At 52.8% G+C, this 23,875-nt stretch carries 24 protein-coding genes; 10 read left to right on the top strand and 14 right to left on the bottom strand.

What is annotated here, in order from left to right; genetic code table 11:
* Positions 1 to 9: 9 nt before the first annotated feature.
* The 5 genes from rlmA to ABNT34_RS05140 form a co-directional block, all read right to left on the bottom strand.
* A complete protein-coding gene (gene rlmA, locus ABNT34_RS05160) occupies positions 10 to 810 on the bottom strand; it encodes a 23S rRNA (guanine(745)-N(1))-methyltransferase (protein WP_348729437.1) in 801 nt (266 codons plus the stop codon).
* Positions 811 to 871: 61 nt separating this feature from the next.
* Complete coding sequence (locus tag ABNT34_RS05155) at positions 872 to 1,357, bottom strand: SRPBCC domain-containing protein (protein WP_348729435.1); 486 nt, start codon at positions 1,355 to 1,357, stop codon at positions 872 to 874.
* Positions 1,358 to 1,481: 124 nt separating this feature from the next.
* Positions 1,482 to 1,874, bottom strand: a complete 393-nt coding sequence (locus ABNT34_RS05150) for a VOC family protein (protein WP_348729434.1) — start codon at positions 1,872 to 1,874, stop codon at positions 1,482 to 1,484.
* An 18-nt stretch (positions 1,875 to 1,892) separates the two neighbouring features.
* On the bottom strand, positions 1,893 to 2,528 hold the full coding sequence (locus ABNT34_RS05145) for a response regulator transcription factor (protein ID WP_348729432.1): 636 nt from the start codon (positions 2,526 to 2,528) through the stop codon (positions 1,893 to 1,895).
* Complete coding sequence (locus ABNT34_RS05140; RefSeq protein ID WP_348729430.1) at positions 2,525 to 3,754, bottom strand: sensor histidine kinase; 1,230 nt, start codon at positions 3,752 to 3,754, stop codon at positions 2,525 to 2,527. Before ABNT34_RS05140 ends, ABNT34_RS05145 begins: the two co-directional genes overlap by 4 nt.
* A 173-nt stretch (positions 3,755 to 3,927) precedes the next feature.
* Between ABNT34_RS05140 and ABNT34_RS05135 the strand changes: the two genes are divergently transcribed.
* The 4 genes from ABNT34_RS05135 to ABNT34_RS05120 all read left to right on the top strand — a co-directional run bounded on the left by ABNT34_RS05135 (position 3,928) and on the right by ABNT34_RS05120 (position 7,049).
* On the top strand, positions 3,928 to 4,677 hold the full coding sequence (locus tag ABNT34_RS05135; protein ID WP_348729428.1) for a hypothetical protein: 750 nt from the start codon (positions 3,928 to 3,930) through the stop codon (positions 4,675 to 4,677).
* A gap of 37 nt (positions 4,678 to 4,714) precedes the next feature.
* Entirely contained in the window at positions 4,715 to 5,041 is a 327-nt protein-coding gene (locus tag ABNT34_RS05130) for a DUF440 family protein (RefSeq protein WP_348729427.1), read from the top strand.
* Positions 5,042 to 5,683: a HutD family protein gene (locus ABNT34_RS05125; RefSeq protein ID WP_348729425.1), complete on the top strand. Its 642-nt coding sequence runs from the start codon at positions 5,042 to 5,044 to the stop codon at positions 5,681 to 5,683.
* Positions 5,684 to 5,981: 298 nt separating this feature from the next.
* Positions 5,982 to 7,049, top strand: coding sequence for a dienelactone hydrolase family protein (locus ABNT34_RS05120; RefSeq protein ID WP_348729423.1), 1,068 nt, complete (start codon positions 5,982 to 5,984; stop codon positions 7,047 to 7,049).
* Here the strand turns inward: ABNT34_RS05120 and ABNT34_RS05115 are convergent.
* Both ABNT34_RS05115 and rlmJ read right to left on the bottom strand, forming a co-directional pair.
* Entirely contained in the window at positions 7,019 to 7,819 is an 801-nt protein-coding gene (locus tag ABNT34_RS05115) for a S1/P1 nuclease (protein WP_348729421.1), read from the bottom strand. The two genes, ABNT34_RS05120 and ABNT34_RS05115, sit on opposite strands and share 31 nt — an antisense overlap.
* Positions 7,819 to 8,655 carry a 23S rRNA (adenine(2030)-N(6))-methyltransferase RlmJ gene (rlmJ, locus tag ABNT34_RS05110; RefSeq protein ID WP_348729419.1) on the bottom strand — a complete coding sequence of 279 codons (837 nt, stop codon included), beginning with the start codon at positions 8,653 to 8,655 and terminating at the stop codon, positions 7,819 to 7,821. The genes ABNT34_RS05115 and rlmJ overlap by 1 nt, the downstream gene beginning before the upstream one ends.
* On the opposite strand from rlmJ, the gene ABNT34_RS05105 reads away from it, so the two are divergent.
* Both ABNT34_RS05105 and ABNT34_RS05100 read left to right on the top strand, forming a co-directional pair.
* Positions 8,629 to 9,747 carry a tRNA/rRNA methyltransferase gene (locus ABNT34_RS05105; RefSeq protein ID WP_348729418.1) on the top strand — a complete coding sequence of 373 codons (1,119 nt, stop codon included), beginning with the start codon at positions 8,629 to 8,631 and terminating at the stop codon, positions 9,745 to 9,747. The genes rlmJ and ABNT34_RS05105 overlap by 27 nt on opposite strands.
* Positions 9,748 to 9,889: 142 nt before the next feature.
* A complete protein-coding gene (locus ABNT34_RS05100; RefSeq protein WP_348729416.1) occupies positions 9,890 to 10,417 on the top strand; it encodes a GAF domain-containing protein in 528 nt (175 codons plus the stop codon).
* Between the two features lie 79 nt (positions 10,418 to 10,496).
* Here ABNT34_RS05100 and ABNT34_RS05095 read toward each other — a convergent pair whose 3' ends face one another.
* The 3 genes from ABNT34_RS05095 to ABNT34_RS05085 all read right to left on the bottom strand — a co-directional run bounded on the left by ABNT34_RS05095 (position 10,497) and on the right by ABNT34_RS05085 (position 12,692).
* On the bottom strand, positions 10,497 to 11,264 hold the full coding sequence (locus ABNT34_RS05095; RefSeq protein ID WP_348729414.1) for a DUF4097 family beta strand repeat-containing protein: 768 nt from the start codon (positions 11,262 to 11,264) through the stop codon (positions 10,497 to 10,499).
* Positions 11,265 to 11,484: 220 nt separating this feature from the next.
* Positions 11,485 to 12,117, bottom strand: coding sequence for a lytic transglycosylase domain-containing protein (locus ABNT34_RS05090; protein WP_348729412.1), 633 nt, complete (start codon positions 12,115 to 12,117; stop codon positions 11,485 to 11,487).
* Positions 12,118 to 12,122: 5 nt separating this feature from the next.
* Positions 12,123 to 12,692, bottom strand: a complete 570-nt coding sequence (locus tag ABNT34_RS05085; protein WP_348729410.1) for a YkvA family protein — start codon at positions 12,690 to 12,692, stop codon at positions 12,123 to 12,125.
* 179 nt (positions 12,693 to 12,871) lie between these two features.
* Here ABNT34_RS05085 and ABNT34_RS05080 point away from each other — a divergent pair, with 179 nt between their 5' ends.
* Positions 12,872 to 13,546, top strand: a complete 675-nt coding sequence (locus tag ABNT34_RS05080; protein WP_348729408.1) for a M24 family metallopeptidase — start codon at positions 12,872 to 12,874, stop codon at positions 13,544 to 13,546.
* On the opposite strand, the gene ABNT34_RS05075 is transcribed toward ABNT34_RS05080, so the two are convergent.
* A complete protein-coding gene (locus tag ABNT34_RS05075; RefSeq protein WP_348729406.1) occupies positions 13,543 to 15,105 on the bottom strand; it encodes a hypothetical protein in 1,563 nt (520 codons plus the stop codon). The genes ABNT34_RS05080 and ABNT34_RS05075 overlap by 4 nt on opposite strands.
* Before the next feature lie 366 nt (positions 15,106 to 15,471).
* Here ABNT34_RS05075 and ahpC point away from each other — a divergent pair, with 366 nt between their 5' ends.
* Together ahpC and ahpF are read left to right on the top strand one after the other, a co-directional pair.
* Positions 15,472 to 16,035 carry an alkyl hydroperoxide reductase subunit C gene (gene ahpC / locus ABNT34_RS05070; RefSeq protein ID WP_348729404.1) on the top strand — a complete coding sequence of 188 codons (564 nt, stop codon included), beginning with the start codon at positions 15,472 to 15,474 and terminating at the stop codon, positions 16,033 to 16,035.
* Between the two features lie 236 nt (positions 16,036 to 16,271).
* Entirely contained in the window at positions 16,272 to 17,816 is a 1,545-nt protein-coding gene (gene ahpF / locus ABNT34_RS05065; protein WP_348729402.1) for an alkyl hydroperoxide reductase subunit F, read from the top strand.
* A gap of 398 nt (positions 17,817 to 18,214) precedes the next feature.
* Here ahpF and ABNT34_RS05060 read toward each other — a convergent pair whose 3' ends face one another.
* The gene (locus tag ABNT34_RS05060) at positions 18,215 to 19,279 is read right to left on the bottom strand and encodes an MBL fold metallo-hydrolase (RefSeq protein WP_348729400.1); all 1,065 of its coding nucleotides are present in this window, start codon (positions 19,277 to 19,279) and stop codon (positions 18,215 to 18,217) included.
* 161 nt (positions 19,280 to 19,440) lie between these two features.
* On the opposite strand from ABNT34_RS05060, the gene ABNT34_RS05055 reads away from it, so the two are divergent.
* Positions 19,441 to 20,043, top strand: a complete 603-nt coding sequence (locus ABNT34_RS05055) for a TetR/AcrR family transcriptional regulator (RefSeq protein ID WP_348729398.1) — start codon at positions 19,441 to 19,443, stop codon at positions 20,041 to 20,043.
* A gap of 9 nt (positions 20,044 to 20,052) precedes the next feature.
* Here the strand turns inward: ABNT34_RS05055 and ABNT34_RS05050 are convergent, their stop codons facing one another.
* On the bottom strand, positions 20,053 to 21,954 hold the full coding sequence (locus ABNT34_RS05050) for a hypothetical protein (RefSeq protein ID WP_348729396.1): 1,902 nt from the start codon (positions 21,952 to 21,954) through the stop codon (positions 20,053 to 20,055).
* On the bottom strand, positions 21,947 to 23,815 hold the full coding sequence (locus ABNT34_RS05045; RefSeq protein ID WP_348729394.1) for a hypothetical protein: 1,869 nt from the start codon (positions 23,813 to 23,815) through the stop codon (positions 21,947 to 21,949). The genes ABNT34_RS05050 and ABNT34_RS05045 overlap by 8 nt, the downstream gene beginning before the upstream one ends.
* Between the last annotated feature and the right edge of the window lie 60 nt (positions 23,816 to 23,875).

Below are 23,875 nucleotides of genomic sequence, written 5' to 3'. Positions count from 1 at the left end.
CCACCGCAGTTAGTCTTTCTGATACAAATCGAGATAAAAATCTAATTGAATGGCCGGCAGTTGCTGACACAAAACCTCCCGCATGGCGGCGTTCAGTTTGTAAGCCAATGGCGTCATTTCAATCAGCTGCAGCATGGTTGCGGCATCAGGTGCCTGCCATAACGATTGCAGACGTTGGCGCTGTATATGACTGAAACCCGTTTCTGCTTTGATGCTGTCCGGGTGCAGCCGCACTGTGGCGTAAGCCTGTTGTTTGAATTGTCGCAGATGTTCCGGTGCCGGGCTGACTGTCAGCAGATAACCGCCGGGCCGCAGCACCCGTGCCATCTCGCCGGCGTCAGACGGCGCATAGATCCGCAGTAATCCGGCAAAAACAGCGTCAGCAAATGGCAGGGCATAACTGCTGGCGACACAACAATGCAGGTTTTGATAACGTTTGCTGGCATATCTTACTGCGGTTTTAGAAATATCCAGACCATAGACCTGAACCCCGTTCAGGGCTGACGCGACTCTGGCACTGTAATAGCCTTCGCCACAACCAAGGTCCAATAAAGCATCTGTACTTTGCAGCACGCCAGCCAGCTGCTGATTAATAGCGTCTGATAAAAACTGATAATGACCGGCATCTAAAAAAGCCCGGCGCGCCTGGATCATCTCGGCGTTATCGCCCGGATCCAGCGACTTCTTGTGTTGCACCGGCAGTAAATTGACATAACCTTCCCGCGCGATATCAAACTGATGACCATTTGTACACCGCCAGGCGTTGGTCTGCAGACTTAATACTTCACGGCAAAGCGGGCAACGATACATCAGAACTCCGGGACTGGCGGCTAAAGGCGGCGATTATAACCAAGCGGTCAATTTGCCGCACTTAATTCAGGATCTCACCGGGCTGATATTCCAGGTCATTCAGTTCGGCCATCAGGCTGGCAAAAATATGCGTCCAGCCTTCAATTAATTGCTGACGACACAATGCCCATTGCGCTGAGGTCTGGTGGCTCAGCACCAGTTCGCAGCCAAGCGGATGTGGCTGGAATTGTAACTGCACCATGTCTGGTTCACCGAGACCAGGCTGTGTGCAGCTGGCCGTCGCGCTGGTGCTGCAACTGAACAGCAGCAGGTGCGGGCGCAGCATTTGATGATATTCGGCGGTATGGACCCAATGGCGTCCGTCTGATTGCTCAATGACCCGAAACTGCTGGTTTGGTGTGAACTCCAGCTGCAGATGGTGCATCCGGCCTTGTGGCGTGGCAAACATCCAGCGGCCGGCCCGATGCTCAGCCAGCCAGTGGTCAAATACTTTTGTTGGGGGCTGACGAAATAAATGACGTACCTGAATTAGTTCCGACTCAACCATCACACCACTCCTTGTTGGATGCCTGTTGTTGGATGCCTGTACCGGTAGATATCTACCGGCTTAAACAGTGTAGGAGCAGGAATATGACTAACCCAAGTCAGCTGGATGATTTGTCAGAAAAATATCAGGTATTTTTTCGTTCGATTAAATCCCACAGGTTGCCATAGAGGTCGGCAAACACGACGACTGTGCCGTAAGGTTCATAGCGCGGCGCTTCCTGAAACTGCACTCCAGTGGCAGCCATGCGTTGGTAATCGCGTTCAAAATCATCGGTTTGTAAAAACAACCAAACCCGCCCGGCGCCCTGACGGCCAATCATGGCCTGTTGCTCCGCATCACTGGCGCGCGCCAGCAACAGTGCCGAACCACTGTCGCCTTGCGGTGCGACGACGACCCAGCGTTTTTTCCCTTGTGGTGTGTCTTCTATCAGCCGAAAGCCTAACTTGTTGCAGTAAAAAGCAATGGCCTCGTCGTAGTCGCGCACGAGCAGGCTGACGAGGGCAAGTTGTTGTTGCATGATGATTTTTCCCAGAATTTAGTGGAGTAAGCCCAGATCTATAGCTTTCAGTACCGCCTTGGTTCTGTCGCGCACGCCGAGTTTACTTAAAATGGCCGAGACCTGATTTTTTACCGTGCCTTCGGATTTAAACACTGAGGCGGCGATCTCGCGGTTGCTGAAACCGGCCGCCAGTAAGCGCAGTACTTCCAGCTCTTTTGGCGACAGCGTTTCAGTATCTTGCGGCGTGGCCGCACCCTGACGGGCCTGCAGGATACGGTCGGTCAGCGCCGGTTGCAACAGCGAGCCACCGGCGGCAACAGTGCGGATCGCCTGCAGCAGCACATCCAGCGCGACATCTTTGAGCAGATAACCACGGGCACCGGCCAGCATCGCCGTCAGTACCTGCTGATGATCATCAAAAGTGGTCAGCATCAGTACCGGTACGCGCAGTCCGGCCTGCTGCAGTAAATGCAGCGCATCAATGCCACTGACCTGCGGCATGCGGATATCCATCAGCAGCAGGTCTGGCTGAAATTGTTGCACCAGCGTGACGACTTCGCTGCCATCACCGGCCTGAGCTACGACTTCGATCTCGGCGTCAAGCTGCAGTAAGCTGATAATGCCCTGGCGGACTAAGGTTTGGTCGTCGATAACAATCAGCCGGATACTCATGACGCTACCGCCGGCAATTCAATATCAATCTGCAGCTGGTGCTCGGGATTAGACAGCAGCAAACGACCGCCGGCCTGTTCAATGCGTTCGCGCATGCCGGTCAGGCCATTGCCCTCCATCAGCGGCCATTGCGGAAGCTGGCCATTGTCGCGATAGCGGTAACAGAGCTGGTCCCGGTGTTGCCACAATTGTAATTCGGCCTTGTTGGCGCCACTGTGGCGCACTGTGTTGGTGATGGCTTCCTGGCTGACCCGAAATAGCAGGGCGGTAGATAAGGGGTCTGCCGGTAAACCGGGCGGGATCTGCAGGTCCAGCTGCAGCTGCGGCACATTCTGCGCCAGCGCTTTGAGCTGCGGCGCCAGTTGTGGCGACGCCGGTTCGCGTAGTTGTGACACGGTGTGACGAATTTCTTGCAGCAGTTGTTTCGCCAGCTCATGGCAATGCTGAATGTGCCCGGTCAGTGCCTGTTGTGCGGTGTCATTGGTAGTACCGGCTGCGCTTAGCTGACTGCTTTGGTAGCCGGCGACCTGCAGCTGAATGACTAAAGCGGTCAGGTGATGACCCAGACTGTCATGTAAATCGCGGGCAATGCGCAGCCGTTCCGCATCCGCAGCTTGGGTCGCCAGTTGTGACTGGGCGGCTAATAACGCCTGATGGGTGTGGGCTAAGGCCTCCCTGGCGAGCTTTTCTTCCCGCGCTTTACTCATCGCAAACATGGCAAAAAACTGAAAAGTGCCGCAGACCAGAATCATCAGGCCTTCACCAAGCCGTAAACCATCCAGCGCCTGCATAATCAGCACCGGCAATAAGGCCGGCAGGATCATCAGATACAACCAGCGTGCCGGTACAAACCAGGGCAGCAGACAGCACCACAACACACCAAGACCGGCGGCAAAGCCATTCGGCGCCAGCACTGCGGTTGTTGTCAGCGCGGCCCACATCGTGACCAGTGCAACCCAGGGCGTGGAATGTTCTTCGCAGGACTGACAATAAAAAAACAAACCGATAAACAACAATAAACTGGCTGCGCACAACAGGCTGAGCGGATGCCAGTTGCCATACAGCTGCATGGCCGTGCTTTGCTGGATATAAGCAAACACCAGCCAGCTCAGCACTGCCGCCAGGTTTTCTTTGTGCAGCCAGCGCGCCGGATGCACGCTGGCCGGCGTTGGCGTTGGCGTTGGCGTTGGCGTTGGCGTTGGCAGGGGAGCCGCGGAGTCAGTCATCAGTCTTTTTTGCTCAGGTCGGGTCTTCAGAGGTCTTGCAGTATGCGCGAGGCTTGCCTGTGCCAGCAATAGGCCAGAAGTCATAGTGCCGAAAGTGACTTCTGGCACTGTGCCGGCTCGCGCAAAGGCCGCATGCTGGTTTCAGTTGAAATCAGAGCGCCCGGAGGCTTTTCATGCAAATGTTGCATCAGTTTTTATTAGTTTTACATGTGGTTTGTGGCGCATTGGCCTTGTGTGTGTTTTGGGGGCCGATGCTGGCAAAAAAAGGCAGTCCCTGGCATGTGCGCAGCGGTCACTGGTACAGCACGCTGATGTATCTGATTTGCGGCGCCGGTATTTTGATGTGCGCGCTGGTGCTGTCGGCACCGCTGGTGGTCAAGGCCGCCGATTTGCGTGTTGGTCAGGACCCGCAGCTGTTTGCTGAGCGGGTGCGGCTGATGTCTGGGTTTTTACTGTTGCTGTGTTTGCTGGCGCTGATGAATCTACGCCAGGGTTTATTGGCTTTGCAGGCCGGGCCACAGCGTCTTGCGCTCAAACATTGGTCGCATCGGGCTTTAGTGCTAATCACCTTTGGCTACGCTATCTGGACTTTATGGCAGGCCGTACCACGCCAGTTTGTATTGGGACAAATTTTCGGCGCTATTGCGCTCTTTAGCAGCATCGGGTGTCTGCGGTACATCCATAGAGCCAGTGTGGAAAAATCGACCGTACTGAAAGAACATATCGGCAATATGCTGGCCTCAGGTATCGCCATCTTTACCGCCTTTTTTGCCTTCGGTGGCCGCAAAGTGCTGGATTTCAGCCCGGAGCTGCAACTGGTCAGCTGGGTATTACCTTCAGTGTTGGGCATTGCCGCAACCTTCTGGTACAACAAACGTTATGTAAAAGCCCGTGTGGGCCTCAAGACGGCAGCGGCGCGCTGAGATATACTGCGGGCCTCTAAATTTACGGGGACTTGTGATGTCAGACAGCTTAGAACTTTGGTCGATGGACGAACTTTGTGACCATGCGTTTGCGATTTTTGAAGAACTGGCCAGTGAGAATCTGAGTGCTGAGGACTACGCGCTGTATCAGCAACATTATGAAAGCCGGGCTTATGTGGATTTAGTGCCGGCCGGCGAAGACTGGCTGGAACTGATTGGCGCTGAGCTTGACCCTGAGTTACATCTCGAAGCGTTGATTGGCCTTAGCGGCAGCGATGGCGCCGCTGATCTGGTGTTAGCGCGTATTTTGCTCAGCCGGGAAAAACACGATGCGCTGTGCCATGCCCAATGGCGTGGGCAGTAAATGGTTAATCTGACTGCTAACGCTAAGCCAGCCTGCGCTCAGGTTATTCCAGCGTCTGAGCAGCTGGTGACGCAGTGGGCTGGTGGCGAAACCCGGCAACTGGCGATTGCGCCGGCCGGTGCAACCGTCGCCGCCCGGGATTTTCACTGGCGTTTCAGCACTGCGACAGTCCTGCAATCAGGCCCTTTTACCACCTTCGATGGTTACCAGCGATATCTGGCAATCCGCAGTGGTGCGGGTCTTGAGCTCAGAGTGACTGCGCCAGGTGCACCACAACATCGGATGCAGCTTTGCAGTGTGCAGCATCAGGCTGGTTTTGCCGGTGCTGCGTCAACGGAAGCAACACTGCTCGATGGCCCTGTGCGTGACATTAATTTAATGTTGTCGGCTGGCCTGCAAGGTGGGCTGCGGGCGCTGCGCATGCAGGCAAATCAACCTGCGTTTTTACAGACAGTCGCCAGCGGCTGGTGGCTGATTTATGCCGATGGGTTGAGTCAAGGCCAGCAAATCCAAATACAAAGTGGCGCACAGCAGTATTCGTTGGCATGCGGTGATGTGTTGGTGTTGCCAGAAGACAGCTGCACTTTATTGGCTGCAGCTGATTGCGATCTGGTGGCTGCCTGGATTGCTGCCACCCGATAAAGCCGGTTGGATTTTGTTGGCGAAAACATAATCTGTCTATCGGTGGTAAAATTTACTGGTGTTCAAAAGCAGTTTTTGGCAAGCTCAGCTTTATCTGAGTTCTGACAATGCTGGCATCATGCTGCACAACACGTTACACAAGACGCTACACAAGACGCTACACAACACGCTGCTTTTTTGTGATTTGACTGTCTCCCGCATTTTTTTCTCGCCTCGTCAATATTGGCTGCTGCTGTGGTTGATAGCGGTGCTGTCTGCTTTCACGCCGGTTCAAGCCAATAGCACGGTGAATGCTGAATTGAAATCCAGTTCTGCAGCACTACTGGCGCCTGATTTGCGCTTGCCTGCGCCGTCTGCAAGCGCTGTCGCGCCTAAAGCGGGTAATTTTGCGCTTTGGCAGCAACAGGCGAAAAATCTGCTCAATGATGCCTTGTTACTGCCGCCGGCAGACCCGGCCTTGATCGCTGCCGCAACACGGCTCAATCCTGCCGGCAATACGAACTTTGAACAGTGGCGCTTGCTGCTCTGGCAGCCGCTGGACCTGTATCTGTATAAGCCAGCCAAGTTGCGTCAGGGCGCAATCAACGCGGTGATTCTGCTGCATGACCATGGTGCCGAATTTCGCATCGGCAAAGACAAATGGTTACCACCCGGGCTAAGCGGCCAGCCTGAATTGGTAAGCGGGTGGCAACAAAAATATTTTGATGGTGTGGCTATCGCTGAACTGTTGCGGGCACAAGGGTATCTGGTGTTGCTGGCGGATGCACCTGGGTTTGGCGCGCGCGGACCTATTCAGTATGCCGAGCAGCAACAGCTGGCGGCCAATTTACAGGCGCAGGGGGTGAGTCTTGCCGGCCTGATGGCGCGGGAAGATGAAGCTGCGGCGGCCTTCTTAGCCCGCCAACCCGGCGTGACGGGCATAGCTGCTGTTGGCTTTTCAATGGGAGGATTTCGCGCCTGGCAGTTGGCGGCTTTGTCCGCCGATGTGAATGCCGCAGTCAGTGTCAGCTGGTTTAACAGTCTGCAGTTTTTGCGTGAACCGAATAATAATTTCAGCCGCGGTCAGACCGCTTTTTACATGATCCACCCAGGGCTTTACCGGCAGTTGGATTTGCCCGATATCGCCGCGCTGGCAGCGCCTAAACCGCTGTTATTGCTACACGGCGAACAGGACCCTTTGATGCCGCCGGCGCAGGTGAATATGGCGTTTCAACAGCTGAAAAGCCACTACCAGCACTGTGGTGTCACAGCGCCGGAATTAGTGATAGCAAAGGGACAAGGCCATCGCTTTGGCGATGGCTTACAGCAACAGATGCTGCACTGGCTAGCGCAGCTTCAGTTGCCGGCGGCGGGTTGCAGCAATTGATCCAGCTGCCAGGCTAAGCGCACTGCAGCCTGTAGCAGACGAGTTTCAATCAGCGGGCCGTCACGGTCCAGTTCCGGCTGACTGAACAACATACCAGGCTTATAGCCCTGATAAACCCGACGGGTTTGCGTCAGCGATTGCTGCGCCCACACCAGCGGCTGTCCGCTTTGCCACTGCCGGACTGTGCCCTGCGGCAGCGCCGCCAGTTTGCCGGCAGCCAATTGCTGATTGTCGGCATAACCGAGACTTTTCAGCATCGCCGTGTCCCAGATACCATGCAGATTGGACGGTTTACCAAAATAATAAACCGCCGTTTTATTGCCGCCCAAATCGTCGGCATAACTGACATGCAGTGGCTGGTGCAGGTCGGCGATAAAATGACTGTAAAACAACAAAGCCTCGGCGCGCTGCCGACTTTGTCCGGGTTGTTTTAACAGCGCCGCATAGTGTTTAAGCGCGCTGAATAAACAGCCGTTGGCGGCGCAGTCTGCTGGTTTTACCTGCGATTGCCGGCGCGCGACATTCAGATAGTGGAAGGGGGTCGTGAACTGATAAACCGGCTCGCGCCGCGCGTCGTCCGGCCAGACACAACCCTGAGCAAAGGTCTGTGCAGGCCCAAGCACAAGCAGCTGGTCAATTTGGTGGCGGGTGCCCGGTTTTACCAGCTGATAGGCCAGACTGCACACTTGCTGATGGCCGATGCTGCCAAAGGCCAGCGCTTTGGCCGGTAGCCACAACAACATCAGTCCAATCAAAAGCCGCAAACGCATTATTCCTCCACCAGCTGGCGGACTGTCCATTGCACCGAAGGCCCCAGCAAGGGGGCTAACTCGCTCAGTGCATCTTTCATTTCAGCGGCGAGGGTGTAGGGCGGGTTGATCACCAGCATACCGCTGCCGGTCATGCCAAAACCGCTGCTGTCTGGTAGTGGGCATAGTTCAATCCGCAATTGATTGCGGATGCCGGTGCCGACAATCGCATCAATCACCGCTTCAATACTGGCGCGTTCAATCACCGGATACCAGATGGCAAAAGTACCTTGCGGAAAGCGCTGCACGCCTTGTTGCAAGCCTTTAACCAGATCCTGATATTCGGTTTTCAGCTCATAAGGCGGGTCAATCAACACCAGGCCGCGTTTATGCAATGGCGGTAACATAGCGCGCAGACCAGCATAAGCGTCCATTTTTTCAATGCGGCAATGCCGGCGGCCCTGGAACTGGGTTTGTAATAACGGAAAATCCGCCGGATGCAATTCGGTCGCCTGAATACTGTCGCCGTCGCGCAACATCAGCCGCGCAATGCCGGGCGAGCCGGGATAAAACTGCAGCTGACCATCCGGATTCAGCTCACGCACCAGATCCAGATAAGTTTGTAATGCCGGGCTACTGGCCTGATAGCCAAACAACTTGCCAATGCCGGTCTGATATTCACCGGTTTTTTGCGCCTGTGCACTGTCGAGGCTATATAAACCCGCACCAGCGTGGGTGTCGTGATAGCAAAATGGCTTATCTTTTTTCTTTAAATACATCAGGATAGCGACTTCTACCAGATGTTTGATCACATCGGCATGATTGCCGGCATGAAAACTGTGACGGTAACTGAGCATAAATATTCCGAAACGGCGCAAACTGCGCGTCAGCTTACTGCAGCCGGGCACAAACTCAAGTCTTTCTTCGATACTGCGCGGTTTTGCGGTAAACTGCAGGCAATTCCGGGCCACAGGCCCGTCAGTGACAGGACCGACATCGTGGCATATCCGCCGAAAAAACCAGCTTCCTCCGCCCGCCAGCCGCGCTCACGTGACGGCGAGCCGTCGTTATTAGAAAAACCGTGGAAAGGCAAAGGCTCAGCAACCGCAGCAAAAGCCGCTAAGCCGCGCGCGGAAAAGCCGCAGCAAACTTCAGCCCCGCATCAAAGCCCGCCACGTCAGAACCAGCCAATGTCAGCGACGCAACTGAAACAACAAGGCCAACAGGAAAGCCGGGTCTTAGGTGAAAACGCCTGCCGGGTTTGTTTCAGCCAAAGACCAGACGCCGTGATCAAAATGTATCTGCATGCCGATTATGCGCCGCGCTTTGCCGATGTGATGAAGTATCTGGCAGCAAACAAACGGGCTTATCATATTGTTGATAATGCCGAACTGGAAAAAATCAGCGGCAGTCAGCATCACGGTGGTGTGATCCTGGTGGTGAAAAAACGCGAGTCGATGTCGATCGCCAGTTATCTGACGTTACATCGCAAAAAAACACAGGATTGTTTATTGGCGCTTGATGGCGTTGGCAATCCGCATAACCTCGGCGCCATCGCCCGCAGCTGTGCGCATTTTGGTGTCAGCGGTATTATTTTGAACGCGCCGGAAGCGCTGCAATCCGGCGCTGCCGCGCGCACTGCTGAAGGCGGATTAGAATTTGTTGAAGCGCTGCAAACTGACCATCTGCCGCTGGCATTAAAGCTGTGCAAAGAGGCCGGTTATACCTTAATTACCACTTCGAGCCATGCCGGAGTGTCTTTGTATCAAAGTAAGCTGCCGAAAAAAGTCGTAGTGGTATTTGGTGAAGAAATGCAGGGCGTGTCCAAAGCCGTCGCCAACAGCGCTGAAATTGCTTTGCAAATCCCCGGCACCGGCAAAGTAGAATCGCTCAATGTCAGCGTAGCGGCAAGCCTGATTCTCGGCGAATGGTATCGCCAGCAGCAATAAGTTCAGCCGATTGACGTCTGCGCAGACGCTGCGATATTGCTGCGACCATAATGCGATAGTGTCGCCTGACAATTGCGTTATCCAGGGCTATAACTGAAACAACTCCGCTGAACGGCAGCGGAGCTTGTCTGCAGGAGACTTTATGCTCGACCAAACAGCGCTGTTACTGCTGATTAAGGCGTTTAAAGATCAACAAATCACGGCGGAAGCTTTTTACCGCCAGCTGACTGAAACCATCACCAAACAATTGCATTGCTCCCGTGCCAGTTTGTGGCTGTATTCGGACTCGCTGCTCAGCGAAATTATTGCCGTGGATTTATACGACAGTAATGAGAATGCGCACTATCAGGGCATTGCGCTGCATGAAGATGATTTTGCGCCTTATTTTGAAGCCATGCGCGTTGACGGTGGCATTAATGCGGCTGATGCCGCGAATCATCCGGCAACGTCTTGTTTCAACGAAGCTTATTTTGAACCCAATGACATTATGTCGCTGCTCGATGTCGGCATTCGCTATAACGGCCAGTTGGTTGGTGTATTTTGTTGTGAACAGGTGGGCAGCATGATGCAGTGGAATGCCAGTCAAATCGCGTTTCTGGAGCAGGCCGGCAAACTTATCACTTTTGCCCTGAAGCCTCTGCTACAGGAAAAGTTCGCCGCGTTATTTTGACGGGTGTTTTGAAGGGTATTCTGGCGGAAAACAAAACGGGGCTCTGGCCCCGTTCTGCTGTAGATGTTGTCGCTGCGAATTATTCGCGTTGTTTATCATCCGGTACCGAGATCCGGCCTGAGATCTGCTGATAACTCAGTTCACCTGAACCGTCATCTTCGACATCCAAACCACCGGCCTGGGCCACCCGGATATCACCGGAGCCATCTTCAACTTTGACCGTGCCTTGTACCTGGCTGATGTCCGCATCGCCTGAACCGTCGGTCAGGGTCAGATCACCAGCCACCTGCACGACACGGATATCGCCGGAACCGTCGTCAATACTGACATTGCCGCTGGCGCCGGACAGCGCCAAATTACCAGATCCGTCTTCAATACTGACCTTACGGCCGCCGGTCACATGCAGATCGCCCGAGCCATCCGTAATCAGCAGATCGCCAGTTAACTGCTCAATACGGGTATCACCGGAGCCATCTTCCAGTTTCAGCGCAAACCGCTCGGGTACCCTTACTACTAAATCCACGTATGCGTTATTTACATAACCAAAAGAAACGTTTTCTTTGTTGCGGGCAATCAGCACGGCGGCGTCGCCTTTGGCTTCGAGCGTCAATTCCAGCTGGCTGATGTCGTCGTAACGGATGCGCGCTTCCACCTCAATTTGTTCGCGGCCTTTTTCACCAATGATCTGCAGATCACCGGCTTCGGTCTCGGCGACCAGTTGTTGCAGGCTGTTGGCATTGAGTTGTAATTGACGGCTTTGCACATTGGCGGGTTCGTCGGCACCGACATGGATCACACAGGCATTTAACAGGGTAAGCGAACAAATAATAGGTACTATTTTTTTCATGATGCGTCCTTATGAGTGAATGTGCTGGCAAGTAAGCAAAGCCAATGCCAAAAAAATATTGAACAAAATCAGCTATGTAAAAGCGCCGTATTGTAAAGCTCTGCAACATTTCACTAATTGTTAGTCAAATCCGAGATGCACAGTAACGGCTGATACACAGATAGTCGGCATTGGCTTTTAATTGGTTTAAAAGCAAATCAACAAAATATGAGTGGGCGGATCAGAGCGTGGCGGATTGTTGCTGGTAACGGCGTAACAGAATATCGACCCGTTGCAGATAGGCTTTGGTCTCGGCATAGGGGGGGATACCGCCATGCCGGCTGACGGCACCAGGACCAGCATTATAGGCGGCCAGTGCCAGTCGCCTGTTGCCGTTAAACTGTTGCAGTAAACTGGCCAGATAAGCAGCGCCGGCCTGAATGTTCTGCTGTGGCAACCAGACATTACCGACACCAAGCTCTTTGGCCGTCTCCGGCATCAGCTGCATCAACCCCTGCGCACCGGCTTTCGAACGGGCTTTAGGGTTAAAACCGGACTCTGCATGGATCACGGCACGGATCAGGCTGGGTTCAAGCTGATATTGCTGTGCTGCGGTCAGAATTTCCCGGTGGTAATGCTGTAAAAACAGCGGTGTGGTATTGAAATTAATAGCCGAGCGGACACCACAGGCAAAGCAGTCATAGCGCAGTACTTTAAACGGGCTGTCAGCGGGCGGTTTATCGCTGAAGGCGATCACGCCATTTTGCTGGGTGTACTGGTAAACCTTAACCTGCCCGCCGTAGAGCGGCGGGCAGAGCAAAACCAATAAGCAGGCCAGTGTGCCTGCTGTTTTTGCTGTTGGTTTTGCGGCCATCCGGCTTAGCGACGGAACGAGAACACTGAGCGGAAACCGCCACCGCCAGCACTGCTGCGCTTTTCTGTGCGGCGGCGACGCAGCCAGGAATGTAATTCCTGTTTCTTCGTTTCCAGCCAGTCAGCTTTGCTGGTCTGTGCTTCTGCGCCACGACGTTCAATTTCGTTACGGCGGAAAGTACAGAATTCACTGTAAGCTTCAAAATCATCGGCCAGTGACTGAACCACCAGTTCGATCATGATGGCGTCATCGAGGAAACCGAGCACTGGTAAATGGTCGGCAATTAAATCTTCAGGTTTACTGAAATAAGCCAGTGCTGATAACACATCTAACTTTTCTTCTTCAGTCAGATCCCAGTCCTGATCTTCAACCATCGCGACCAGCGTTTCGAGCTGTTTTAAGCGGATTGCGACAAATTCTGGTACCTGATTCTGCACTTCGCCTGCCAATGCTTTGGCGGCGTTCAGGATCTCCTCGCTGCTATGATGACTGACAACCCGTTCAGTTTTTTGCATCAATTGGCGGAAGTAATCTAAATCCTGCTCTTGCAGGTCAAAGCTGATGGTCAAAGCCATGTTCGTTCCCTTGTAATTTTTAGTCAGAGTTACAGTATAGAAAGCAGTCTTCGCAGCGACAAGCAAAGTCCTGACAGCTGATTATGGCGCTAAAAATTACATCATTTCAACAAAATAAATACGCAGGCAGTCTTGGTACAGGTTAAGCTGCACAAAGCAAAGTTCTGTAAGGGTTTAATATGGAAAATCAACAGCTTGAACAACAGCCGACACAACGGGTTGGCGCCGGTTTTTCCCTGACAGCGATGCAACAGGCGCAACTGATTGCACTGGACTGTCTGCAGCAGATTGCCGCAAGGCTGCAGCCCGGCATCAGTGAAGCTGACGCCATTGCCATCGCAAACACAGTGCTGCAACAGGCGGGCGCAGAACAACACTGGCATCCGCCCATCATCCGCTTTGGTTACAACACGGCGAAAATTTACAGTGAACCCTCAGCGCCAGACAGCCGCTTAGGCGCCAACGATATCTTTTTTATCGATTTAGGCCCGGTCTTTGCCGGCCATGAAGCGGATGTTGGTGCGACGTTTTGCCTCGGCGAAAACCCGGTGCAGCAGCAAGTGCAGCAAGCGGTGCATCAGGTGTTTGATTTGGTGGCCGCACATTGGCGGGCGACCGGCTGCTCAGGCGCTGCTTTATATCAGGTGGCGGCGGATGCGGCTGCCGTCCATGGCATGGTGCTGAATCACCAAATCAAAGGCCACAGAGTCGGGGACTTTCCGCACAAACTCTATGCGTCCGGTCAGCTCGGTGGCTGCGAAGGGGAGGTCCGTAGCGGCATCTGGGTGCTGGAGATCCAGTTGCTTGATCCGGTCAGCGGCTACGGCGGTTTTGTTGAACAAGTGCTGTTTTAGCCGCTGGTTTTTTGTTCCTGTGGCAAATTAACACCGCGAAAACGCTGGATGCCGAGCTGCTGCATCAAGGTATACAGCTGCTGGCGTAACGCCGGATTTTGCGGGTCATAGCGACAGGCACGGCGCAGCGCTTTGGCTGCACTGAGCAATTCCTGTTGTTGCAGATAACGGCTGGCTATCTGCTGATAAGCCAGGGTTTTGTCCGCTGCGCTGGCAAATACCAGATCAAAAGCGTGCTGATGCAGGCAGCCGCTGAAAACTCGATGGCAGTTGTCCAGCATCTGCTGCAGCTGGTTGTCGGCATAAAACAGCAGGTCGAACGCGGTCTGCTGTTGTTTCAGGCTGCTATAAACCAAAGCGGCATGGCATAACACGCTGACTGGTTGTTTGGCCCAGTCGGTCTGACGCAGCTGGTCCTGCAGCAATTGCAACGCGCTGTCGGCGCCTTGGGTAAATTGGCGTAGATGTACGTCCAGCAGCGTGACAGAAACACTGAACTCCACAGCAGCCTTATCCTGCCGGACTTGTTGCAATAAAGCCTCTACCTGGTTTTGACACTCGGCTTGCTGCTCTGCAGCGCTATGTTGCAAGCGCCAGATCGCAGCCCGGGTTTGGGCAATGCTGAGCTGCACATATAATTCACCACGCACCGCCAGCCGGCGTTTTCGTTCGATAAATTCCTGCGCGCGCTCTACATCACCGGCCAGAAAATACACCAGATGTACCAGCCGGACCAGATTACACGACATGCCGGCAGCCGGAATTTTATTGGCAACCTGCAAAGCGGTCGGGTAATCCCGTTCCTGCAGTGCCAGGTAAATTTGCCACAGTTCACGTCTTTGGGCATAACGGGCCAGTTCTTCTGAACCGTCCTGCAAAAACGTCTGGCAGGCCGACAGGTCGCCGCGCTCATACCGAACCCGATATAGCGCCCACAGTGCCCAGCCTTGCTGTTCGGCGATGGGGGCTTTGAGCAGCGGGATCACTGCATCAAATTTGTGTAAATCCAATAGCAGCTGGACCCGCAGGCGCTGCAGGACAGGCTCAAGCCCGGGTGGTAGTGGTTGGCTTTGCGTGTGCAACAACAGTTTTAATGCATCGGCATAACGGCCAAGCCCGGCCAGCGTCAGCAGTGGCCGTAAGAACGGACCAAGCATCACTTGTTGTTTCAGCTCCTGATCTAATGTGACTTTATTAAAGGGCCGTTCCAGATAACTGATTTGATGGTAGGGGTATTCGATGGCGTATTGCGCGCGCTCATTTTGTTGCGCCATCAGTACCAGCCGTGTGCGATTGGGCAGGATACCGTGTAGCACCAGCCAGTCGACAATTTCGCCGCCGGTCATTTGTGTGTCCACGGCATAATCGAGAAAAACGATGTCGGCGTTGACCGGCGTTTCCCGCGCCATTAAATCGTCGATTTGCCGGGCGGTTTCGATTTTCTTGATCCCCAGATTCAACAGCATTTGTTTAAACAAATGCAACAAATCAGGGTCTGCTTCAATCAGCAACACCTGTAATTCGAACAATTTACTGAGGTCGAGTTTAAATTGGGTCATGGGCCTGCAAAATGGGTTGACTGCCGGAAATCTGGCGCTTAATCAAGATGTAACATTCAAGCAGCTTAGTCGCCAGTCCCCGATGTTGCAAAGTATCCGCAGAACAGGCCCGTTGGTCGTATTCAGCGATTTTTTGCAAAAAAATCTATTGTGTTCTGTCACTTGCGACCCCATCTCTGCTTCAGCAGTTCAGTTTGCCGGCTTTATGTTGCGGTGGGACAAAAAATAGGTTTTTAATCGATAAAATGAATTAAATGAATTCATTTTATTCGTTATACGCAATTGTCCTACTACACTACTATGCTTGCAACGCCACAGCTTTTGTAGATAAAGCATTCACATTAACCACAACATGGAGAACGACAAATGTCGATTATCAACAGCAAAATCAAGCCATTCAGTGCTCAGGCTTTCCATCAGGGTAAATTCGTTTCTGTATCTGATCAGGACCTGATCGGCAAATGGTCTGTGGTTTGTTTCTACCCAGCCGACTTCACTTTCGTGTGCCCGACTGAATTAGGCGATCTGGCTGATTTCTATCCAAAATTCCAGGAAATCGGTGTGGAAGTGTACTCAGTGTCTACTGACACGCATTTCACGCACAAAGCCTGGCATGACGCTTCTGAAACTATCAAGAAAATCAACTACCCAATGGTGGCTGACCCAACAGGTGCTATCACCCGTAACTTTGATGTGATGATCGAAGAAGAAGGTCTGGCCCTGCGCGGTACTTTCGTGATTAACCCGGAAGGTATCGTTAAAGTTGCTGAGATCCACGACCTGGGTATCGGCCGTTCTGCAGCAGAGCTGTTCCGCAAAGTTCAGGCTGCTCAGTACGTAGCAAACCACGATGGCGAAGTATGCCCAGCGAAGTGGACTCCGGGTGAAAAAACTCTGGCTCCGTCACTGGACCTGGTTGGCAAAATCTAATCCGGCCACACTGATGTATTGAAGAAAACAGCCGGACTTTGTCCGGCTGTTTTGTTTTTGTCATTACACAAAATCGTTTTTGAATATCAATCGATAAAACAAATCAAATGAATCCGTTTAATTCGTTTTATGGGATTGATTGTTTTGACTAAGATAGCTTTATCAAACAGAAACCCAGTTGCCGGTCAGCTAAAACACGGGCAACACCCAGCTTTCGCCATGAAGAGGAACTCAGCATGTTAGACAACAATTTAAAAGCAGCATTAAAAGGTTACCTGCAAAATCTGAAGACGCCGGTGGAGCTGGCGCTGGCAGCAGACCAAAGCGAAAAAGGTTTAGAGTTAAAAGCACTGGTGGATGATATCGCCAGCTTGTCTGACTTGATTGTCGTGACGCAAAACCAAAACGCCAGCCGCGTACCTTCCATGCAGGTGCGGTCGCAGGCCAAAGGCACTGTAATGACTTTCGCCGGTGTGCCAATGGGCCATGAATTTACTTCGCTGGTGCTGGCTTTATTACACTCTGGCGGCCACACCATTAAAGAAGAAGCGGCGGTACTGGAGCAAATTGCGGCTCTGCCAGATGCACTGAATTTTGAAATTTACGTGTCGCTGAGCTGCCAGACCTGTCCGGAAGTGGTACAGGCGCTGAATTTACTGGCGGCCGTAAACCCAAATATCACCACGACAATGATCGATGGCGCCGTATTCCCGCAGGAAGTGGCCGATCGCAACATCATGGCAGTACCGACTGTGTACTTAAACGGCGAGCAGTTCTCGCAAGGCGCTATTAGTCTTGGCAATATCCTGAACAAAGTGGATGCATCTGCAGCGACGCGTCAGGCCGAAGCGCTGGCGAAAAAAGATAATTTTGACGTGCTGGTGGTTGGCGGTGGCCCGGCAGGCTCGGCGGCGGCGATTTACGCAGCGCGCAAAGGCCTCAATACCGGTGTGGTCGCGGAACGTTTTGGTGGCCAGGTCGCTGATACTGTTGGTATCGAGAACTTTATTTCGGTGAAAGAAACCGAAGGACCAAAGCTGGTGGCGAATTTAGAAGCGCATGTCCGTCAGTACGAAGTCGACATTATGCACAGCCAAAAAGCGGTGAAGTTGTCACAAAACGAATTGTTTGAACTGGAACTGGCCAACGGTGCGGTATTAAAAGCCAAAACCGTGATCCTGTCGACCGGTGCGCGCTGGAGAGAGATGAATGTGCCAGGCGAAAAAGAATACCGCGGTCGTGGCGTGGCTTATTGCCCGCACTGTGACGGCCCGTTGTTTAAAGGCAAACGCGTCGCAGTCATTGGTGGTGGTAACTCCGGTATTGAAGCGGCGATTGACCTGGCCGGTATCGTCGAGCACGTCACAGTACTGGAATTTGACAGCAAACTGCGTGCTGATGCCGTTCTGGTGAAAAAAGCCCAGTCGATGGGCAATATCGACATCATTTTGAACGCGCAAAGCACCGAAGTGCTGGGCGATGGCAACAAAGTCACCGGCATCAACTACACCGACCGCGTCAGCGGCGAAGCCAAACATGTGGCTTTAGCTGGCATCTTCGTGCAAATCGGTTTAGTGCCAAACACGGAATGGCTGCGCGGCACGCTGGAATTGACCAATCGCGGTGAAATCATCGTCGACAGCCATGGCCAGACGTCCATGAAAGGGGTGTTTGCTGCCGGTGATGCGACCAATACGCCGTTTAAGCAAATCATCATTGCGATGGGTTCTGGTGCGACTGCATCTTTGGGTGCCTTCGATTACCTGATCCGTAACTCTTAAGTTGCCAGTACTTAAGTTGCCACCACTTTAGTTGTAAGCACTATCAGCAGCCAGTGTCATTGCTGGCTGCTGAGTTCCCTGCCACCGCAGCATCGCTGCGGTTTTTTTTATGTACAGGATGTACGGTACACGGAAAATGCAGGAGCAATTTTCCGTGATGTACTTGACGGACGGTACACCGAAAATGCAGGAGCAATTTTCGGTGATTCGCGCCATCCATGGCGCTCACCTTTCAGGCCAACGCTTTGCGTTGTTAAAAATTGCTCCGGGCAATTTTTTTATGTCCATGGATGGGCGGTACAGTGAAACCGGGATCTCAATAGGCCAAAAGTTTGGCCTGTTGCCGGTTGAACGCCATTCCCTCTGGGAACGGCGAAAATGCAGGGGCAATTGTCGGCTTAAGCCGGGATCTGCAAATGGATCTGCTCAGTCACCTGTGCCGGCATCAACTCTCGCCACCAGGCGTGGTGCAGAGCAGGGGCGAAGTTCAACTGCGATAAATCAACTGGTGCACCAAACACCGGCGTCACCAGTTGTGCCTGATAGGCCTCAGCGGCAATCGCTAACCGTTCCAGTGGTTCGTACCAGGCGTGCATGGCGAGGTCAAAACTGCTGTTGTGAACGGGCACCAGATAAGCGGCTTGTAAATCCAGATGGGCGCGCAGGCTTTGCTCTGGTTGCATATGGATGTCGGCCCAGAGTTCGTCGTAAGCACCTGTTTCAATCATCGCTACATCTATCGGGCCAAAACGGCGGCCGATTTCGGCAAAACCACTGAAATAGCCACTGTCACCACTGAAAAACAGCCGCTTCTGGCTGGATTCAATGACAAAAGACGCCCACAACGTTTGGTTTTTGTCATTTAAACCCCGGCCAGAGAAATGCTGTGCTGGCGTGGCATGTACGGTTAAACCGGCAAATGTTGTGTGTTGCCACCAGTCCAGCACTGTGATCATCTCGCTTGGCACACCAAAACGACGCAAATGCGCGTCGACGCCAAGCGGCACAATAAATCGTTTGGTTTTAGGAATTAACGCGCGGACCGCCTGTTTATCCAGATGATCATAATGATCGTGTGAGATCAACACGGCGCTCAGTTGCGGTAAATCATCCAGTTGCAGCGGCAGGGCATGAAAGCGTTTTGGCCCGAGCCACTGCAGTGGTGACGCGCGTTTGCTGAACACCGGGTCCAGTAGCAGATATTCGCCATCGAGACGCAGCAGCACAGAGCTGTGGCTGATTTTCAGCAACATGTCATGGCTGCCGGATAAATCCGCCGCTTGCACCGGAATGGTCTGGCGCGGTGTTTTGTCGGCGACTTTTTGCGTCAGATAGCGCCAGATAATTTGGCCTAGTGCGGCACTGCCATCTTGTGTCTGAGCTGTATTGCGAAATTTGCGGCGCGCTGGTTTTGCTGCAGCGTCAAGACGGGAAAAAACACAAGCTTTATTAGCGATACTCATCAGAGGCTCCTGCTGCTGGCGGTTTAGCATTAAAAGTAAACTACACGGTGTAGTTTAGTGTTAAAATAGCAAAAGTAAACTGCTTAGTGTAATATTTTCTGCAATAGTGTCAGGCGGTAGCCAGTTGCAGTTGTGGTAATAGCGTTGAAAAGAGGGGCGTGATGGAACCTGTAGGTCGTTCAGCACAAAAACGTCAGGCGGTAATAAATGCTGCTTTGGCTGAATTTAAAGACAAAGGTTTTGTCGGGGCCAGCATGGACGCCATTGCCGAGCGCGCACAAGTGTCCAAACGCACTGTGTATAACCACTTTGCCAGTAAAGAGCTGTTGTTTAACGAAGTGACCGGCTCGTTCTGGGTGCAAACCAAACAAGCGGCCAGCTTACAGTTTGATGCCAGTCGCCCGGTGCAGGAGCAGTTACTGCAAATCGCCCGCTCGGTTTGGACTGTGTACCAAAGTGACACGCTGATTGAACAGGCACGAATTGTATTGGCTGAACTGATCCGTCAACCGGAACTGGTGGAGCAGGCCTTAGCGCAGGTTAATGATCAGGAATGTGGTTTGCTGCCGTTTTTACATCAGGCGGTGGCGGCCGGTGTTTTACAAATCCCGGATATCAAAATCGCTGAAACCCAGTTCTGGGGCCTGATGAAAAGCTTCGCTTTCTGGCCGGCGGTATTCCGTTTTCACGATTATTCGGCTCAGGCCGAACAAGTTTTGCACAGCAATGTGCAGATGTTTGTCCGCCAGTATTTGCCTAGCTGAAACTAGTGTTCAGGGCTCCAGACTCAGCATTGGGTTTGGCGTGATTGATGTCAGGTCCGGTAATTTAAACTGGACTTGCAGTTGTTGAAATAATGCCGGCCGGTATTGTTGCAGCCGCTTCAGTCGCGCCAGATGCGACGGTTCCAGAGACTCGGTTTCCTGCAGAATATAAAACAGCGCCGGGTGCAGTTGTTGCTGCATGTAACTGGCATCCAAAGCCAAATCCAGCGCATCCGGACCTAACGGGTTCTGCTGCAGCGGCACTTTGGCGTTAATCAATAAACTCACGGCTTCTGCGCTCTCGGTAAACGCCAGCGGGTATAAATTACGGCCCTTGGTATCAGTGATACTCAAGTCAAAACCGTTTTGCTGTAACTCCTGCCAGTGTTTGCTACCTTCATAATTGATTATGTGTTCTAGCTGACTGACCGCCAGGCCATTTGGCCAGTGTTTGGCCCATTTGGGCTGCATCGACAATGCAAGCAGTAAAGCCGCAGCTTGCTCCGGGTCCGGATTGTTATTGATGACTTTTACAAATTCGGCTTCGGTGCCGGGCACTTCAAACTGCGCTAACAGTTCGATATCCTGCTGTTGCCAGTAAAACGCCAATAACGCTGGGTCGAGCTGATGCAACAGCTGCGGCAATTCGCCAGCGCTGTGTTGTTGCGTCAGCTGGTCCATTTGGCGAACAACTTCGCTTTCCGGCCACAAACCTTGGGCGGTCAGCTCAGCATCCTGCCCGGCCTGGCAGGCTGCTTTGATCTGTTGCTGCTGTTGCTCCAGTTGTTGATATTGTTTGAGTAACGAAGAAAGCGGTTCAGGCGCGGACAGGCTTTGTAGTGGTAATAGCTGCTGGGCTTGGGCGAGGTTGATCAGATCTTCGTCATAGCTGATGTAACGTTCATTAATACCAAACACCTGCAGAAAAGGCCGGCCGTTTTTCGCGGTGTGTAATTCGCCATGCAGCGGATAGCCGAGCTGTTGCAGGAACTGAATCGTTGCTTGTTGATGGCGCTTGTGCTCAATATCGCTCCAGTCCTTTCGACCCAAGGAACTACTAAAAGCAAGATCCATGGCACTGAATAAACCGTCTTTGCGGCTTGGCAATATTTGATAGCGGGCGAGCAGTGGCAGCAGGTCGTCCCTGAAATGAAAAACCGCCATATCCGCCAGATTCAGCATATTGTGCCGGCTATGCAGCGCATCGGTTTGTTGCAGCAGTTGTTCGACTTGACGGGCATTTATCGCGCCAGAAAACAACGTGCTGTAATCCCTCGGTAAAAAACGTAAACCGGCTATCGCTTTGTCAAATTGCTGTTGATGCAGGGCTATTGCCAGCAAGATGGTTTTGGGCTGGAAATTATACAACCGCCCTGTAGGTTCCAGATAAGTAAGTTCGATTTCAGGTGCGCTGCGCAGATAATCAATTTTCTCCGCTGGAGCAAACCGTCTTAATCCCGCAAAAAAATCACTGTATGCTTTTTGCGGAAACACGTTTTCAATCAAACTGCCTTCATAGCGACTGAGCGCATCGAACAATTCAAATTGCAGTTCAGCCTGGCGCGGGCTCAGCGCTTTGTCTTGCGCCGGGCGGTCGCGCAGCATCAGTAATAACTGCTCAGGACTGTCGCCTTGTTGCAGCCGCTGATACAAATACTGGCGAATGGCTTCACGCTTAGGTGTGTCCATCCAATCTTGGTCTGGCAACACTAGCTGGCAAACCGGCGTTGTTTTGGCTACGGTCGTGTCCGATTGAGCTGTGGTTGACGCAGTGGTAGCGGGCTGCGCGACGCCTGTGTCGACAGCTGTGACCTGCTGTTTTGGATTTGCTGGTTGGTTCACTGGTAACAGCCAGTACAGCCCGACGCCGCCACAAAGCAGTGCCAGCAGCAACCAGCCGCGGCTATTCACTAGCCACCACCGCCAGTACCGGATTGGCGTCATAGCGGCTGAGATCATCCAGCCAGGCCAGTAGCTCTGACTCTTTGGCAAGCGCCAGCTGCAGCGCCGTATAAACCTCAGGCTGATACTGCTGTAACCGGCGCAGCCGGCTTAAATGAGAAGCTTCCGGCTTGGCCATTCTCTGCATAATTTCCAGCAGTGCCGGATGCAGCTTTTTATCGCGATAGCTGATGTCCAGCGCCAAATCCAATGCATCCGGGCCAACGCTTGGCTGGTCGACGGCAACGTTTTCCTCTAACAACAAAGCGACCGCATCTGGTCCGGCGGCAAAGGCCTGCGGATATAAATTGCGACCATGAATGTCTTGCAGATGCAGCGTAAAGCCGTGTTTGAGCAATTCACGCCAGAAAGTGACGGTATTAGGTTTGCTTTGCAAATAACTCAGGTATTCAACGTCTTGTGGCTGCCAATACAGCGCCAGTGCCGGCTCTTGCTGCAAATATTTCAAGGCTCTGCTGGCCCGGATTGGATGTCCGGCGCCTTGAAGGCGTTCGATCACCCGTTCACGGCCTGTCTGATTCAGCGTTGGAACTATCAGGTCTTTTTTCGGTGTTGGCCACAGGCGATCCACTAATGCCGGGTCTTGTTGATGTAAAGCTGTTGCAGCCGCATTGGGTGAAATCTGGACTTTCATTGCGTTTTGAAGTGCCGTTCTGATTTGGGCATCTGTCCATAAACCTTCTGCTTGCCGTGCACTATCACGCATTTGCTGACAGTGCTGCTGGGCTTGTTCAAATTGCTGTTCTTCATCTTGCAGCGGCTGTACCTGTGCGGCGAATTCGGCTGGCACCGCAGCCGTGGTGACAGGCTCCAATTGCTGCTCATTTGCTAAAGCTATACGCGCCGGATCTGTGATGATCTGTCTGAAGTTGTCGCGCTGAGTTCTGGGGCCGTAGTTCCAGATGGAATTGACCGCTAATGCCGGAACGCCATCCTGTTGTGTCAGTGAACCATGCAGCACGTAACCGCGTTGCTGCAGGTAGCGGATGGTTTGCGTACGATCGGCTTTTTGCGTTGATGTTGCCGTTGATTTGGGCTCAGACCAATCTAAGGCGGTAAAAGCTAAATCCATTGCACTATATTGGCCACGGACTTCAGTTGGATTGATATCGTAACTGGCCAACAGAGGCAATAGATCGGCGCGGAAATACATGACGGCGATATCCGCCAGATTCATGCCTTCCATGCGAAATTCGGCTGGCGCTTTGGTTTTTTGCAGCAGTAGTGCAAGCTGCGCCTTTCCCATATGGCGTAGAGCGATAGCGTAATCAGAGCCGCTTAGTTCAACGCCATCCAGTGCCTTGGTCAGTAGCACCATATCGTCCGCCACAGCGGACAGCAGCATTGATTTCAATGAGAATGTCGACGCCATGCCATCTGGCGCAATCAGCGTTGCATTAAACAACGCTGAATTTCTGATTTGTGAAACAGCAGTTGCCGGGTCACTCAGTGCTTGCTGCAGCTGCTCCAGTTTAAGGCGGTGCTCTGAGATTAGTTGTGGATTTTTTGCCTGATTGGTCAACAGTTTGCGCTGTGCCAGTGCTAAATCTGGCAGATACTGTGCCGGTAAAGCACGTAGCAACTCAGTATAGGGTACCTCATCCTGCAACTGTTGCTGCAAATACAGCTGCAGTTGTTGCCGGAGCGGGGCGCGGCGCTGTTCAAACGCGTTGATATCGGGAAGCTGACATTGCGCAGTCACAGTGGGCGTGGTCACGGGTTGATCAGAATGCTCAGTGGCTATGTCCGCAGTTGAAACCATTTCAGGCTGTTTGGCCAGCGGCAAAGGCCTGGCAGCATCAGTTGTCATGCTGTTATCAGACCAAAACCACCAACAGAGCGCCGCGATCGCGGCGACTGTAAACAGTAC

It is taken from the genome of Rheinheimera texasensis, from assembly GCF_964031785.1.
In the GTDB taxonomy this organism is placed as follows: Bacteria; Pseudomonadota; Gammaproteobacteria; order Enterobacterales; family Alteromonadaceae; genus Pararheinheimera; species Pararheinheimera texasensis_A.
This window is presented reverse-complemented; position numbering and strand designations above follow the sequence as displayed.

Bases quoted from the DNA above. Each gene is read 5' to 3' on its own strand.
- ABNT34_RS05060 (WP_348729400.1), bottom strand. From the start codon at position 19,279: ATGAGTATCGCTAATAAAGCTTGTGTTTTTTCCCGTCTTGACGCTGCA.
- ABNT34_RS05105 (WP_348729418.1), top strand. From the start codon at position 8,629: ATGAAAACTGTGACGGTAACTGAGCATAAATATTCCGAAACGGCGCAA.
- ABNT34_RS05080 (WP_348729408.1), top strand. From the start codon at position 12,872: ATGGAAAATCAACAGCTTGAACAACAGCCGACACAACGGGTTGGCGCC.
- ABNT34_RS05085 (WP_348729410.1), bottom strand. From the start codon at position 12,692: ATGGCTTTGACCATCAGCTTTGACCTGCAAGAGCAGGATTTAGATTAC.
- ahpF (WP_348729402.1), top strand. From the start codon at position 16,272: ATGTTAGACAACAATTTAAAAGCAGCATTAAAAGGTTACCTGCAAAAT.
- ABNT34_RS05135 (WP_348729428.1), top strand. From the start codon at position 3,928: ATGCAAATGTTGCATCAGTTTTTATTAGTTTTACATGTGGTTTGTGGC.
- ABNT34_RS05095 (WP_348729414.1), bottom strand. From the start codon at position 11,264: ATGAAAAAAATAGTACCTATTATTTGTTCGCTTACCCTGTTAAATGCC.
- ABNT34_RS05090 (WP_348729412.1), bottom strand. From the start codon at position 12,117: ATGGCCGCAAAACCAACAGCAAAAACAGCAGGCACACTGGCCTGCTTA.
- ABNT34_RS05155 (WP_348729435.1), bottom strand. From the start codon at position 1,357: ATGGTTGAGTCGGAACTAATTCAGGTACGTCATTTATTTCGTCAGCCC.
- rlmA (WP_348729437.1), bottom strand. From the start codon at position 810: ATGTATCGTTGCCCGCTTTGCCGTGAAGTATTAAGTCTGCAGACCAAC.
- ABNT34_RS05115 (WP_348729421.1), bottom strand. From the start codon at position 7,819: ATGCGTTTGCGGCTTTTGATTGGACTGATGTTGTTGTGGCTACCGGCC.
- ABNT34_RS05045 (WP_348729394.1), bottom strand. From the start codon at position 23,815: ATGACAACTGATGCTGCCAGGCCTTTGCCGCTGGCCAAACAGCCTGAA.
- ABNT34_RS05055 (WP_348729398.1), top strand. From the start codon at position 19,441: ATGGAACCTGTAGGTCGTTCAGCACAAAAACGTCAGGCGGTAATAAAT.
- ABNT34_RS05145 (WP_348729432.1), bottom strand. From the start codon at position 2,528: ATGAGTATCCGGCTGATTGTTATCGACGACCAAACCTTAGTCCGCCAG.
- ABNT34_RS05125 (WP_348729425.1), top strand. From the start codon at position 5,042: ATGGTTAATCTGACTGCTAACGCTAAGCCAGCCTGCGCTCAGGTTATT.
- ABNT34_RS05075 (WP_348729406.1), bottom strand. From the start codon at position 15,105: ATGACCCAATTTAAACTCGACCTCAGTAAATTGTTCGAATTACAGGTG.
- ABNT34_RS05150 (WP_348729434.1), bottom strand. From the start codon at position 1,874: ATGCAACAACAACTTGCCCTCGTCAGCCTGCTCGTGCGCGACTACGAC.
- rlmJ (WP_348729419.1), bottom strand. From the start codon at position 8,655: ATGCTCAGTTACCGTCACAGTTTTCATGCCGGCAATCATGCCGATGTG.
- ahpC (WP_348729404.1), top strand. From the start codon at position 15,472: ATGTCGATTATCAACAGCAAAATCAAGCCATTCAGTGCTCAGGCTTTC.
- ABNT34_RS05140 (WP_348729430.1), bottom strand. From the start codon at position 3,754: ATGACTGACTCCGCGGCTCCCCTGCCAACGCCAACGCCAACGCCAACG.
- ABNT34_RS05130 (WP_348729427.1), top strand. From the start codon at position 4,715: ATGTCAGACAGCTTAGAACTTTGGTCGATGGACGAACTTTGTGACCAT.
- ABNT34_RS05100 (WP_348729416.1), top strand. From the start codon at position 9,890: ATGCTCGACCAAACAGCGCTGTTACTGCTGATTAAGGCGTTTAAAGAT.